We start from the raw sequence: 14,001 nt of genomic DNA, 5'->3' as shown, positions 1-14,001 counted from the left end.
CTTCATGGTTTCATGCAGAGTTCTTTTCCTGATTTCCAAACGTCCCCCCGGGGCCTTCAATTTCGATAGCTTGGGATAACGTCCGCTTAAATGACCAGGATACTCACCGTTTTCGGCACCCGGCCCGAGGCCATCAAGATGGCGCCGCTGGTCTCGGCACTGGCCTCGGATCCGCGCTTCGAGGCGCGGCTTTGCGTCACCGCCCAGCACCGCGAGATGCTGGATCAGGTGCTGGAGCTGTTCGAGCTGTGCCCCGAGCATGATCTGGACATCATGAGCCCGGGCCAGAGCCTGCATCAGATCACCTCGCGGATCCTGACCGGCATGGCCGAGGTGCTGGAAGAGTGGCGGCCCGACATGGTGCTGGTGCATGGCGACACGGCCACCACGATGGCCAGCAGCCTTGCGGCCTATTACGCCCAGGTGCCCGTGGGCCACGTCGAGGCCGGGCTGCGTACCGGCAATCTTTATTCGCCCTGGCCCGAAGAGGGCAACCGCCGGCTGACCGGGGCGCTGGCGGCCTGTCATTTCGCCCCCACCGAGGGGGCGCGCGACAATCTGCTGGCCGAGAATGTCGATCCTGACCGCATTCTGGTGACCGGCAACACGGTGATCGACGCGCTGCTGGGCGTGCGCGACCGGATCGACGCCGATCCCGCGCTGAAGGCCCGGCTTGCGGCGCAATTCCCGTTTCTGGATCCTGCCCGTCCGTTGATCCTGGTCACCGGCCACCGCCGCGAAAGCTTCGGTGGCGGGTTCGAGCGGATCTGTCAGGCGCTGGCGCGGATCGCGCAAAGCCATCCGCAGGCGCAGATCGTCTATCCTGTGCATCTCAACCCCAATGTCCGCGAGCCGGTGAACCGGCTGCTGCGCGATCTGCCGAACGTGCATCTGATCGAGCCGCTGGAGTATCTGCCCTTCGTCCATCTGATGGGGGCCGCGCATCTGATCGTGACCGACTCGGGCGGGATTCAGGAAGAGGCCCCCTCGCTGGGCAAGCCGGTGCTGGTCATGCGCGAGACCACCGAGCGCCCCGAGGCCGTCGCCGCCGGCACCGTGCGGCTGGTGGGCACCGATGTCGACCGCATCACCACCGAGGTCGGCCGGCTGATGGACGAGCCCGCGGCCTACGAGGCCATGAGCCGGGCCCACAACCCTTACGGGGACGGGCGCGCCTGTGCCCGCATCCTCGAATTTCTGGCCCAGAAGGGAACAGCGGACAGATGACGCCCTTTTCCAAGATATCCGTGATCGGTCTGGGCTATATCGGCCTGCCCACCGCCGCCGTCTTCGCCTCGCGCCGGATCGAGGTGGTGGGGGTCGATGTGAACGCCGCCGCGGTCGAGACCATCAATCGCGGCGAAATCCACATTGTAGAGCCTGATCTGGACATCGCGGTCCATGCCGCCGTGACCGAAGGCTATCTGCGGGCCACCACCACGCCCGAGCCCGCGCAGGCGTTTCTGGTGGCGGTGCCGACCCCCTTCAGGGGCGCCGATCACGAGCCCGACCTCAGCTATATCGAGGCCGCGGCCCAGGCCATCGCGCCGGTCCTGGAGGCGGGCAATCTGGTGGTGCTGGAATCGACCTCGCCGGTGGGGGCCACCGAGAAGCTGGCGGCCTGGCTGGCCGAGGCGCGCCCCGATCTCAGCTTTCCCCAGAACGCCGGTGAGGCCTCGGACATCCGGGTCGCCCATTGCCCCGAACGGGTGCTGCCCGGCAAGGTGATGCAGGAGCTTTTCTCCAACGACCGGGTGATCGGGGGGATGACGCCGCGCTGCTCGCAAGAGGCGATGGCGCTCTACAAGACCTTCGTGCAGGGGGATTGCGTGATCACCAATGCCCGCACCGCCGAGATGGCCAAGCTTACCGAGAACAGCTTTCGCGACGTGAACATCGCCTTTGCCAACGAGCTGTCGGTGATCTGCGACCAGCTCGACATCGACGTGTGGGAGCTGATCGGCCTGGCCAACCGCCACCCGCGGGTCAACATCCTGCAGCCCGGCCCCGGGGTGGGGGGCCATTGCATCGCGGTGGACCCGTGGTTCATCGTCTCGCGCACCCCCGAGGCCGCCCGGCTGATCCGCACCGCGCGGCTGGTCAACGACGACAAGCCCGAATGGGTGGTCGAGAAGGTGCTGCAAGGCGTGGCCCGCATCGCCGCCGATCGGGGCTGCGCAGCCGACCGCATCCGCATCGCCTGCTACGGGCTGGCCTTCAAGCCCGACATCGACGATCTGCGCGAAAGCCCGGCCCTGGGGATCGTGAAGACCCTGGGCGCCCGCCACGCCGGGCCGCTGATGGCGGTGGAGCCCAACATCCGCGCGCTGCCGGCCAGCCTGGAGGGCGCGCCCGGCGGCGGTATCGACCTGGTCGATCTGGACACCGCCCGGAGCACGGCCGATCTGCATGTCATGCTGGTCGGGCACCGGGAATTCAAGGAGGCGGCGCCGCCGCAGGGCTATTTGGTGGACGCTCAGGGCGTCTGGCGCCTAGCATAACAAGAGCTTTCGAGAGTAGGCATAAAGATGTTGGAAAACAGTACGATCCTGGTCACCGGGGGCACCGGCTCCTTTGGCAACACCTTCGTGCCGATGACCCTGGCGAAATACAATCCCAAGAAGATCATCATCCTGTCGCGGGACGAGATGAAGCAATGGGAGATGGCCAAGGGCTACCAGGGGGATGACCGCATCCGCTTCTTCGTGGGCGATGTGCGGGACCGCGACCGGCTTTACCGCGCCCTCGACGGGGTGGATTACGTGGTCCATGCGGCGGCGACCAAGATCGTGCCCACGGCCGAATACAACCCCTTCGAGTGCATCAAGACCAACGTCATGGGGGCGATGAACCTGATCGACGCCTGCATCGACAAGCGGGTCAAGGGCGTGGTGGCGCTGTCGACCGACAAGGCCTCGAGCCCGATCAACCTTTATGGCGCGTCGAAACTGGCCTCGGACAAGCTGTTCGTGGCCGGCAACGCCTATGTGGGCGAACACGCCACCCGCTTCTCGGTGGTGCGCTATGGCAATGTCATGGGCTCGCGCGGCTCGGTCATCCCCTTCTTCCAGTCGATCCGCGAAAGCGGCGTGCTGCCGATCACCGATCCGCGCATGACGCGGTTCATGATCTCGCTTGAACAGGGGGTCGAGCTGGTCTGGCACGCCTTCGAGGACATGGAAGGCGGCGAGATCTACGTCAAGAAGATCCCCTCGATGAAGGTCACCGACATCGCCCGTGTGCTGGCCCCCGAGGCCCGGCAGGAAACCGTCGGCATCCGCCCCGGCGAGAAGCTGCACGAGCAGATGATCGGCATCGAGGACGCCAGCTTCACCTTCGAATACGACGAGCATTTCAAGATCCTGCCCTCGATCAACGACTGGTATCGCAGCGAGAACCGGATCAAGGACGGCCGCCCGGTGGACGAGGGGTTCCTCTATGCCAGCGACACCAACAGCGAGTGGATGAGCGATGCCGAGCTCGAGGCCTGGATCACCACCAACGCCGACAAGATCGGGAAGGTCTGAGCCGTGATCCCCTATGGTCGCCAGGATATCCGGCAGGCGGACGTGGATGCCGTGGTCGAGGCGTTGACCTCGGATTTCCTGACCCAGGGCCCCCGGGTCCCCGCCTTCGAGAAGGTCCTGGCCACCCGGGCGGATGCCGCCCACGCGGTGGCAGTCAACAGCGCCACCTCGGCGTTGCACATCGCCTGCATGGCCCTTGGCCTGGGGCCGGGGGACCTGCTGTGGACCACCCCCGTCACCTTCGTCGCCTCGGCCAATTGCGGGATCTATTGCGGTGCTGACGTGGATTTCGTCGATATCGACCCGCAGACCTACAACATGTCCCCCCAGGCGCTGGAGGCCAAGCTGATCGCGGCCCAGGCCGCGGGCCGTCTGCCCAAGGTGCTGGTGCCGGTGCATCTGGCCGGCCAGCCCTGCGACATGCCGGCGATCCATGCGCTGGCGCGGCGCTACGGGGTGCGGGTGATCGAGGATGCCTCCCACGCCATCGGCGCCACCCTGGGCGCGGGTCCGGATAAGAGGCCGGTGGGCGATTGCCGCTACAGCGACATCACCGTCTTCAGCTTTCATCCGGTCAAGATCGTCACCACCGCCGAGGGGGGCGCCGCCACCACCAATGACGCGGATCTGGACCGGGCCATGCGCCTGGCCGCCAGCCACGGGGTGACCCGCGATCCCGATCTGATGACCCATGCCCCCGATGGCGGCTGGTATTATCAGCAGGTCGCCCTTGGCTACAATTACCGCATGACCGAGCTGCAGGCCGCCCTGGGCATCAGCCAGATGGACCGGCTTGAGGACTATGTCGCCGCCCGCGCCGCCCGCGCCGCCGCCTATGACGTTGCCCTCGAGGGGCTGCCCCTGCGCCGGCCCCACCAGGCGCCCGGGCGCAGCTCGGCCTGGCATCTTTACCTGGTGCAGCTGGACCTGGACCGGCCGGGTGCCGACCAGGCCCGGATCTTCGATGCGCTGCGGGCCGAGGGCATCGGGGTCAACCTGCATTACATCCCCGTGCATCTTCAGCCCTTCTATCGGGCGCGGGGCCACGAGCCGGGGGATTTCCCCGTCGCCGAGGCCTATTACGCGCGCGCCCTGTCGATCCCGCTTTTCGCCACCATGACCGACGCCGACCAGGACCGGGTCTGTGCGGCCCTGCGCAAGGTGCTGGCGTGAAGGGGGGCGGGCATCCGGGGGCGGCGCCCGCCGGGATGAAGCTGGCCCTGGGCGGGGCCCAGTTCGGCATGGCCTACGGCGCCACCAACACCGCCGGACAGCCCGACCCGGCCGTGGTCGCGGCGATCCTGGACCGCGCTTCGGCGGCCGGGATCGACCTGATCGACACCGCCCCCGCCTATGGCAGCAGCGAGGCGGTGATCGGCGCCCAGCCCGCGGCGCAGGACTTCCGGGTGGTGACCAAGACCCCGGCGGGCAATGCCCTGCTGGAGGATCCCGACGGGCTGGAGACCCGCCTGCGCCACTCGTTGGCGCAGCTGGGCCGCGACCGGCTGGAGGGGCTGCTGTTCCACAATGCCGACGTGTTGCTTTCCCCTGGTGGAGAGACGCTTTTTACCCGGGCCGAGGCCCTGCGCGAGGCCGGCCTGGTCGCGCGGATCGGGGTCTCGGTCTATGACGCGGAGCAGATCCGCGCGGTGCTGGCCCGCCATGCCCCCCAGATCGTTCAACTGCCGATGAACGTGCTGGACCAGCGGCTGATCCGCTCGGGCGTGCTGGACGAGCTGGCCGCGCGGGGGATCGAGCTGCATGTGCGCTCGGCCTTCCTGCAGGGGGTGCTGCTGGCCGATCCCGCGGCCCTGCCGGGCCGGTTCGACGATCTGCGCCCCCATCTGACCCGCTGGCGCCATCTGGTGGCCGAGGCCGGGCTGACCCCCGCTGCCGCCGCCCTGGGGTTTCTGCGCAGCCTGCCCCAGGTGGAGCGGATCGTGGTGGGCGTGCAGGACGCCGATCAGCTGGACGAGTTGATCGCGGCCCATGACAGCCCCGTGCCCCTGCCCGATTTCTCGGCCCTGTCGCTGGAGGATCCGCAGCTTGTGGACCCCCGCCACTGGAGGGCGGCATGAGCGATCTGCGCCTGGGGATCCTGGGGCTGAGCCCCGGCAACGGCCATCCCTATTCCTGGTCGGCCATCTTCAATGGCTACGAGCCCGAGGCGATGGCCGATTGCGGTTTCCCCGCGATCCCCGATTACCTGTCCCGCCAGAGCTTTCCCGCCGACGCCATCGCCGGCGCCCGCGTCACCCATGTCTGGACCCAGGACGAGGCCCTGTCGCAAAAGGTGGCCGCCGCCGCCCGCATCCCCTATGTGGCCCCGACCCCCGAGGCGATGATCGGCCATGTGGACGCGATCCTGCTGGCGCGGGACGACGCGGAAAACCACCTTGCCCTGGCGCGCCCCTTCCTTGCCGCCGGGCTGCCGATCTATATCGACAAGCCCCTGGCACTGAGCCGCGCGGGGGCGGAGGCGCTGTTCGCGCTGGAACAGCGCGCGGGACAGATCTTTTCCTGCTCGGCGCTGCTTCATGCGCCTGAAATGCGGCTCTCGGACGGGCAAAAGGCATCATTGGGGGACATTCGCCATGTCTCGGCCAGGGTGCCGAAATCCTGGGCCAAATACGCCATCCATGTGGTCGACCCGATCCTCGCCGCCCTGGGCGATGCGGCCGCGGGCCCACCGCGCGATGTCTGCCTCTTCCGCCCGGGCCGCGACGGCCACGACGACGGCGCCCTGACCGTCAGCTTCCGCTTCGAGAACGGCCCCTCCTGCACGATCGAGGCATTGGGAGAGGTCGCGGCCCCGATCGAAGTCGGATATTTTGGCACGGCAGGCTTCTGCCAGACCAGTTTCCGCGACAGCTTCACCGCCTTCCGCGCCGCGCTGGAGGTCTTTCTGGCGGATAGTGTGAAGGGCCGTGTTTCGGCCCGCGACAGGCTTTTCAGAGCGGTTGAAATCGTCAGTTTGGGACATCGGGATACATGAGCTACGGCGTCATCATACAGGCCCGGATGGGCTCCTCGCGGCGTCCGGGCAAGATCGCGGCCTTGCTGCAGGGCGAAGCGATGCTGGCCTATCAGATCAAACGGCTGACAGGGGCCGGTATCCGGAATGTGGTGGTCGCCACGTCGCAGACCCCGGATGACGACCGGACCGCCGAGATCGCCCGCGCGGCCGGGGTCGCGTGCTTCAGGGGCAGCGAAAACGATCTGATCGATCGCTATCTGCAATGCGCCCGGCAGTTCGGCTTCACCGAGATCGCCCGCGTGACAGGGGACGATCCCCTGGTCGATCCCTGCTGCCTGCCCCATCTGCACAAGCTGCACAGGGCCGAGGGGCTGGACGCGATCTTCACCACCCATCCCCAAGGATGGATCTATGGAACCTCGGTGGATTTCATCACCACCAAGGCGCTTGAACGGGCCGACCACGAGGCCCGGAGCGATCTTTATCGGGAACATGTGATCCCCTATTTCAAGGCATCCGATGGGCTGGCCACCGCCTATGCCTCGCCCCCCGACCCCGACGAGATCCGCCCCGACATCTTCGTGTCGGTGGATTACCAGGAAGATCTGGATCTGATCGCGCAAATCCTGGAAATCTTTACCCAGGAGGGTCGCCGCTACGACTTCACCCAGAAGGACCTGATCGCCCTGTTCGATTCCGGTCGGCTGGAGATCAACAACCGCCACCTTCACTCCGGATTCTGAGAGACTGGCCATGACCATCAAGAACATGACTTCGCAAGAGATCTCGGCGGCCCTGCACAGGCTGGTTCCGGGCGGCAGCCACACCTACAGCAAGGGCGACGACCAGTTTCCCGCCAACGCCCCGGGCGTCATGGCCCGCGGCAAGGGGGCCTATTGCTGGGATACCGACGGGCGGCGCTATCTGGACTGGGCCATGGGCAACCGGGTGATGTCGCTGGGCCATGCCCATGACGTGGTGGACGACGCGGTGATCACGGCCCTGCGCCGGGGCGCGAATTTCACCCGCCCCGGGGTGCTGGAATACGAGCTGGCCGAATATCTGACCGCGCTGCTGCCCGATGCCGACATGGTCAAGTTCGGCAAGAACGGCTCGGACGTGGTGACGGCGGCGGTCAAGCTGGCGCGGGCCCACACCGGGCGGCGCTACGTGCTGGTCTGCGGCAGCCACCCGTTCTTTTCCATCCATGACTGGTTCATCGGCTCGACCGAGATGAACTCGGGCACGGTGGAAAGCGAACGCGGCTACACGCTCAAGTTCACCTACAACGACCGCGCCAGCGTCGAGCGGGTCTTCGACGAATACGAAGGCCAGATCGCGGCCGTTATCCTGGAGCCGGTCAAGAACGATTCCCCCTATGAAGACCCGCGCGACAGCGATCTGACCCGCGAGGGCATCGCCCGGGGCGGCGACAACACCGGCAATTTCCTGCAATACCTGCGCGACAAGACCCGCGCCACGGGCACGGTTCTGATCTTCGACGAGATGATCGCGGGCATGCGCTTCGGCCTGCGCGGGGCCCATTACCACTACGGCATCAGCCCGGACCTTGCGACCTATGGCAAGGCGATCTCGAACGGCTATTCCTGTTCGGTCCTGTCGGGCCGGCGCGAGATCATGGAGCTGGGCGGCATCCACCACGACCGCGAGCGGGTGTTCCTGCTGTCCCAGACCCACGGCTCCGAGACGGTGGGGCTGGCGGCCACCCTGGCGACCATGCGCCATTACGATGAACATGACGTCGAAAGCCACATCTGGAAGACCGGGGCCAGGCTCAAGCAGCAGGTGCGCGCGGCGATCGCCGAGGCCGGGCTTGGCGAGCATGTCCGCATCATCGGGTTCGACGCCAACCCGCAGATCCTGTGCACCGACGAAAGCGGCGCCTACTGGCCCACGCTGCACACGCTCTTTCATCAGTACATGATGGCACGGGACGTGCTGATCCCCTGGATCACCATCACCGAGGCCCATGGCGAGGCGGAGCTGGAAATAACCCGAAACGCCCTGAGCGAGAGCCTGTCCTGCCTGGCCCGGGACCTTTCGGAGGGCGCGGTCGAGACGCGGCTGGAGGGTCCCGCCGCCAGGCCCGTGTTCCGCAAGTTCAACTGATGTCGCGGGCGGCGCCAGGGGCCCGGCCATGCTGAGCGCGGGGCAAGGCGTGGAACAGGGCGCCGGGGGGCTGGCCCTGTTGCGGGCCGATGCCTCGGCCCAGCTGGGGCTGGGCCATGTCATGCGCTGCCTGACCCTGGCCGACGCGCTGGCCGGGCAGGGGGTGCGCGCCGTCTTCTGCAGCCGGGATCTGCCGCCGCCCCTGGCCGGGCGGCTGGCCGCCGGGGGGCACGGGCTGATCGCGCTTTCGGCCTGCGCGGACCAGCAGGAGGAGGCCGAGGAGATCCTGGACCATCTCGCCGATGCCGGGCTTTGTCCCGATCTGGTGGTCTGTGACCACTACCAGCGCGATGCCCGCTGGCAGGGGGTGATGCGCCGCACGGGCGCCCTGGTCCTGGCGATCGACGACCTGGCCGACCGGCCCCATGACGCCGACCTGCTGCTCGATCCCACCCAGGGCCGCCGCGCCGCCGATTATGCCCCTCTTCTGCCCGAAGGCGCGCGCTGTCTTCTGGGGCCGCGCTACGCGCTGCTGCGCCCCGAGTTCGCCGCCGCGCGCCCGGCCGCCCTGGCCCGGCGGGACGCCGCGGGTCCGGTCCGGCGGCTGCTGATCTCGCTGGGCGGGAGCGATGGGGAGAATGTCACCGGCCAGCTTCTGGCGGCGATGGACGGGATGGCCTGGCCGGGCGCGGACGGCGGGCCCGAGGTCGATGTCGTGCTGGGCCCCGCGGCCCCCTGGCGGGACAGCGTCGCACGGCAGATCGCAGGCTTGGGCTTTTCCGCCCGGCTGCACCACGACGTCCGCGACATGGCCGATCTCATGAGCCGGAGCGACCTTGCCATCGGCGCCGCCGGCAGCACCGCCTGGGAACGCTGCTGCCTGGGTCTTCCGACCCTGATGCTGGTCCTGGCGGACAACCAGGCCGGCATCGCCCGGGCCCTTGGCGGGGCCGGGGCGGCGGTGGATCTGGGCCGGGCCGAGGCCCTGGACGCAGAGCTCCTGCGCCGCGAACTGGCCGGGCTTGGGGCGGATGCGCCGCGGCGGCTGGCCATGTCGCAGGCCGCGCGGGCGATCTGCGACGGGGCCGGGGCCGTCCGGGTGGTCGAGGCGCTTTTGGCCTTCCCGGGTGGCGCGGGGGCAGAAGGAGGCGCGCCCTCGGACATCGGCCTGCGCCCGGCCGGACCCGGTGACAAGGAGCGGCTCTTTGCCTGGCAATGCGATCCGGTCACGCGCCGCCATGCCCGCAACCCCCGCCCCCCCGCCTGGGACGAGCACAGCGCCTGGTTCGACCGGCGGCTTGAACGGGGCGCGCCCTTCTACATCATCGAACAGGATGGTATGGCGGCAGGGATGGTCCGGCTGGATCCCGTCCCGGATCCCGTCGGCGCGGGGGATGCAACCGGCGCCGCCCAGGAGGTCTCGATCCTGATCGCGCCGGATCTTCACGGCCGGGGACTGGCGGGGGCGGCGCTGCGCCTGCTGCGGGCCAGGCATCCGGCCCCGGTGATCCGGGCCCATGTCGCCGCCGGAAACAGGGCCTCGCAAAAGCTTTTCGAGGCTGCCGGCTACCGCCGGATCGACGCCACCAACTTCCAGTCCCTGCCCGGGACATCCCCGTTCCGGCAGCCCCATCCCAAGGACCAGAACTGACATGCGCATCGCTTCCAGGGACATCGGTCCCGAGTTCCCGCCCTACCTGATCGCCGAGATGTCGGCCAACCACAACGGCGACATCGAGCGGGCCTTCCGCATCATGGAAGTGGCCCGCGCCGCGGGGGCCGACGCCCTCAAGATCCAGAGCTATACCGCCGACACGATCACCATCCGCAGCGACCGGCCCGAGTTCCAGATCAAGGGCGGGCTGTGGGACGGGCGCAGCCTGCACGATCTTTACAGCTGGGCGCAGATGCCCTGGGACTGGCATGGCCCGTTGTTCGACAAGGCCCGCGACCTGGGGATCACGATCTTCAGCTCGCCCTTCGATTTCACGGCCGTGGACATGCTCGAGAAGCTGGACGCGCCGGCCTACAAGATCGCCTCCTTCGAGGCCATCGACCTGCCGCTGATCCGCCATGTGGCCCAGACCGGCAAGCCGATGATCATCTCGAGCGGCATGGCCGATGCCACCGAGATCGCCGAGGCGGTCGATGCCGCCCGCGATGCCGGCTGCACCGAGCTGGTGGTCCTGCTCTGCGTCAGCGGCTACCCGGCGCCGGCCTCGGATTACAACCTGCGCACCCTGACCGACATGCAAAGCCGCTTCGGCGTGCTGACCGGGCTTTCGGATCATACGATCGACAATACCGCCGCCATCGCCGCGGTGGGGCTGGGGGCCTGCGTCATCGAGAAACACGTCACCCTGGACCGCAACGGGGGCGGGCCCGACGACAGCTTCTCGCTGGAGCCCGACGAGCTGACCGCCCTGGTCGAGGCCAGCCACACCGCCTGGAAGGCGCTTGGCAAGGTCGATTACGGCCACAAGTCCAGCGAGGTGCAGAATGTCATCTTCCGCCGCTCGCTCTATGCCGTGGCCGACATCCCCAAGGGTGCGCTGCTGAGCCACGAGAACGTCCGCTCCATCCGCCCGGGCTGGGGCCTGGCGCCCAAGCACCTGGAGGCCGTCATCGGCCGCCGCGCGGCGCGGGACATTCCCCGGGCAACCCCGCTCGCCTTCGAACTGATCGAAGATTGAGCCGGCTGTCGGGCGAAGGCCGCATGCGCTCCGCTTCCCTTCTTTCAGGCTCGCTGATCTACCTGGTGGCCAGCGTGACGACCGCCGCGCTGCCCTTTCTGCTGCTGCCGGTGCTGACCAGCTACATGCCCCCTGCCGAGTTCGGCCTGCTGGGGGTGTTCCAGGGGCTCTATACCCTGTTCCTGGCGCTTTGCGGGCTCAGCACCGCCGGCGCGGTGGTGCGCCAGAGCTATGACGTCGGCCGCGAGGAGATCGGGGTCTACATCTTCAACGTGCTGCTGATCCTTGCCGCCACCACCACGACCCTGGGCCTGGGGCTGCTGCTGGCCGGGGCCCCGCTGGGGGACTGGCTTCAGATCCCGCCCGGCTTCATGCTGGCCGGGCTGGCGGCGGCGGCGATGGTCTTCACGCTGAACCTGCTGCTGGGGCAGTATCAGGTGCGCCGCAAGCCCCTGGCCTACGGCGCCTTCCAGATCGGGCACAGCGCCCTGAATATCGGGCTCAGCCTGCTGTTCGTGGTGGGGCTGGGCTGGGGCGCCTGGGGGCGGGTCTCGGGGGTGATGTGGGCCGCGCTGGCCTTCGGGCTGCTGGCGCTCGTGGTGCTGCGCCTCGGGGGTCGGCTGCGGGCCCGCTGGAGCCCGCAGGACATTCGCGGCGCCCTGCGTTTCGGCGTGCCGCTGATGCCCCACGAGATGGGCACTTTCTTCGTCACCTGGTTCGGGGTCTTCGTGCTGAACCGCATGGTCAGCTCCGAGGCGGTGGGCCTCTATCTGTTCGCCTTCCAGATCTCGATGGTGCTGGGGGTGATCTGCGATGCCTTCAACAAGGCCTACGTGCCCTGGCTTTTCGAGCTGCTGAAGACCGGGGGGGCGGAGGGACAGCGCAGGATCGTGAAGCTGACCTATGGCTATTTCGCCCTGATGGCCGTGCTGACCCTCATCGCCTTCGCGCTGGCCCGGCCGGTGGTCGCACTGGTGTTCGACCCGGCCTATCTGCCCGCGGCGGGGCTGATCGGGTGGCTGGTGCTGGGCCAGGCCCTGGGCGGATGCTACCTGATGACGACCAACTACCTGGCCTATGCCCGGCGCACCGAGCTTCTGTCCCTTGTGACCGTGGCCGGAAGCGTCACGAACGTGGCTCTTCTGTTGGCACTGATACCGATCTTGGGTATCCACGGGGGGGTCATCGCCTTTGTCGTTGCCCGGCTGGTCATCTTCCTTCTGACATGGGTGCTGGCACAGCGGGTCATGCCCATGCCGTGGCGCCTGAAATCGAAAGAGGTCTGAGACTTGGATTTCACTGTCATCTCCAGGATGCCGCCCATGGGCCGGGCCGGTTCGGGCGGCACCGCCAGCGTCCCGGGCACGTGTTAGGATGGAGGTGCGCATGGGGGTACAGGGCTTGCGCCCATCTTGGACCACCCTGGGTCTGCTGGCCTATTTCGCGCTGGTGCTGGGGGGATATCTCTACTTCAACCTGCCGCTCATGGTCCTGGGTCTGGTTGTCACGATAGGGATTGCTCTGGCGGGGTGGCGGCGCATCCTGAACCGCAATCTGGACGGGGCGCGAATGGTGATGCTGAGCGTCTTCACCGTGATGACCCTGATGCTGCCCTTCGCCATCTACAAATCCAACTTCGCCCCTTTCCATTACGCTACCGGCGTGTTCGGCATGTTTGCCGCCTATGTGCTGAGCGGCTATGGCGAAGACCTGCGCAAGGCGCTGTTCGGCATGCTGGTGCTGATGCAAGGAATAATCCTGCTGTATCTGGCAACCACCGCTCAGACGATCCTGCCGCTGGACTACATGGTGAAAGATGCCAGCAGTAACGCCATCACCCTTTTTCTGGTGCTGGTGCAGGCGGTCTACGGGGTGGTTCTGTATCATCAGAAACGCTCGGTGCCCCTCGTGACCCCCGTGGTGACCCTTTATATCGCCATCGAAGGATACGGGCGCGGGTCATTGCTGGCAGCGCTGGTGCTGGTCCTGCTGAGCGTGGCGTTCTACGGGTTCACCCAGCGCAGCATGAAGCGGCGACTGATCATGGTGGCGGCGGTCGGGGTGGTCAGCGCGCTTTTCTTCCTGCGTTTCTACGACCTAGCGGTCTGGTACCTGGCCAATGCCACGAAGCTCTCCGCCGGCCTGGTGGATTATGCCCGCGCCGAGATGTGGGAAGCCTATGTCGACAAGCTCGATTTCCTTTCGATTTTGATCGGTGCCGATTTCGAGCTTACGGTGATCGAGGCGACTTATAACGGGAACCCCCATTCCTCGCTAATTCGGGCCCATCATTTTTTCGGATTGCCATATCTTGTCCTGATTTTGTTTCTTTGCGTGGCGATCCCCCTGTCGACCCGCGGCGCGGGCGCCCGGCTGTTGAACACGGTCTTTTACCTTGTCATTCTCATGCGCATCGTGAGCGAACCAAGCCTGTTCCCCACCCCTCTCGACCTATTTTTCTATCTCGGATTGTTTACCATGATGTCATCTCCGCCCGCCGTTCCTTCGCGCGGCCCCGGCGCCACGCCGGTCCCGCAGGTCCCCTTCGGGGCCTCGCATGCCTGAGGACGGCGTTCCGGAGCGGCGGGGGTGTTTTCATCACCTGACCGTTGCCTTATCCGGGGCGGGGGATCCGTCCGCCTCCTAGCAAAGCTTTCCGCACCCTTTTCTTCCG

At 67.2% G+C, this 14,001-nt stretch carries 12 protein-coding genes; all 12 read left to right on the top strand.

The window, feature by feature from the left end; translation table 11 throughout:
- The first annotated feature begins 90 nt into the window (after nucleotides 1-90).
- Nucleotides 91-1,227 carry a non-hydrolyzing UDP-N-acetylglucosamine 2-epimerase gene (gene wecB, locus CLV77_RS15450; RefSeq protein WP_076981319.1) on the top strand — a complete coding sequence of 379 codons (1,137 nt, stop codon included), beginning with the start codon at nucleotides 91-93 and terminating at the stop codon, nucleotides 1,225-1,227.
- Nucleotides 1,224-2,501 (top strand): UDP-N-acetyl-D-mannosamine dehydrogenase, encoded by a 1,278-nt coding sequence (gene wecC / locus CLV77_RS15445; protein WP_076981318.1) that lies wholly within the window; start codon nucleotides 1,224-1,226, stop codon nucleotides 2,499-2,501. Before wecB ends, wecC begins: the two co-directional genes overlap by 4 nt.
- A 27-nt stretch (nucleotides 2,502-2,528) precedes the next feature.
- Nucleotides 2,529-3,527 (top strand): UDP-N-acetylglucosamine 4,6-dehydratase (inverting), encoded by a 999-nt coding sequence (gene pseB, locus CLV77_RS15440; RefSeq protein WP_076981317.1) that lies wholly within the window; start codon nucleotides 2,529-2,531, stop codon nucleotides 3,525-3,527.
- 3 nt (nucleotides 3,528-3,530) lie between these two features.
- Complete coding sequence (pseC, locus tag CLV77_RS15435; protein ID WP_076981316.1) at nucleotides 3,531-4,700, top strand: UDP-4-amino-4,6-dideoxy-N-acetyl-beta-L-altrosamine transaminase; 1,170 nt, start codon at nucleotides 3,531-3,533, stop codon at nucleotides 4,698-4,700.
- Nucleotides 4,697-5,605 (top strand): aldo/keto reductase, encoded by a 909-nt coding sequence (locus CLV77_RS15430; RefSeq protein ID WP_170043971.1) that lies wholly within the window; start codon nucleotides 4,697-4,699, stop codon nucleotides 5,603-5,605. The genes pseC and CLV77_RS15430 overlap by 4 nt, the downstream gene beginning before the upstream one ends.
- Nucleotides 5,602-6,522 carry a Gfo/Idh/MocA family oxidoreductase gene (locus CLV77_RS15425; protein ID WP_076981314.1) on the top strand — a complete coding sequence of 307 codons (921 nt, stop codon included), beginning with the start codon at nucleotides 5,602-5,604 and terminating at the stop codon, nucleotides 6,520-6,522. The genes CLV77_RS15430 and CLV77_RS15425 overlap by 4 nt, the downstream gene beginning before the upstream one ends.
- Nucleotides 6,519-7,247, top strand: coding sequence for a cytidylyltransferase domain-containing protein (locus CLV77_RS15420; RefSeq protein ID WP_076981313.1), 729 nt, complete (start codon nucleotides 6,519-6,521; stop codon nucleotides 7,245-7,247). Before CLV77_RS15425 ends, CLV77_RS15420 begins: the two co-directional genes overlap by 4 nt.
- A 10-nt stretch (nucleotides 7,248-7,257) precedes the next feature.
- The gene (locus CLV77_RS15415) at nucleotides 7,258-8,634 is read left to right on the top strand and encodes a glutamate-1-semialdehyde 2,1-aminomutase (protein ID WP_076981312.1); all 1,377 of its coding nucleotides are present in this window, start codon (nucleotides 7,258-7,260) and stop codon (nucleotides 8,632-8,634) included.
- A 28-nt stretch (nucleotides 8,635-8,662) separates the two neighbouring features.
- The gene (gene pseG, locus CLV77_RS16885) at nucleotides 8,663-10,285 is read left to right on the top strand and encodes a UDP-2,4-diacetamido-2,4,6-trideoxy-beta-L-altropyranose hydrolase (protein ID WP_076981311.1); all 1,623 of its coding nucleotides are present in this window, start codon (nucleotides 8,663-8,665) and stop codon (nucleotides 10,283-10,285) included.
- A 1-nt stretch (nucleotide 10,286) separates the two neighbouring features.
- Nucleotides 10,287-11,327 (top strand): pseudaminic acid synthase, encoded by a 1,041-nt coding sequence (gene pseI, locus CLV77_RS15405; protein ID WP_076981310.1) that lies wholly within the window; start codon nucleotides 10,287-10,289, stop codon nucleotides 11,325-11,327.
- Between the two features lie 23 nt (nucleotides 11,328-11,350).
- Nucleotides 11,351-12,613 (top strand): lipopolysaccharide biosynthesis protein, encoded by a 1,263-nt coding sequence (locus CLV77_RS15400; RefSeq protein ID WP_143815135.1) that lies wholly within the window; start codon nucleotides 11,351-11,353, stop codon nucleotides 12,611-12,613.
- A 115-nt stretch (nucleotides 12,614-12,728) separates the two neighbouring features.
- Nucleotides 12,729-13,892 (top strand): hypothetical protein, encoded by a 1,164-nt coding sequence (locus CLV77_RS15395; RefSeq protein WP_143815136.1) that lies wholly within the window; start codon nucleotides 12,729-12,731, stop codon nucleotides 13,890-13,892.
- The last annotated feature ends 109 nt before the right edge of the window (nucleotides 13,893-14,001 follow it).

This window comes from Brevirhabdus pacifica (assembly GCF_002797755.1).
GTDB classification, from domain to species: domain Bacteria; phylum Pseudomonadota; class Alphaproteobacteria; order Rhodobacterales; family Rhodobacteraceae; genus Brevirhabdus; species Brevirhabdus pacifica.
The sequence above is the reverse complement of the archived record's forward strand: the minus strand, read 5'-3'. Positions and strand labels throughout refer to the sequence as shown.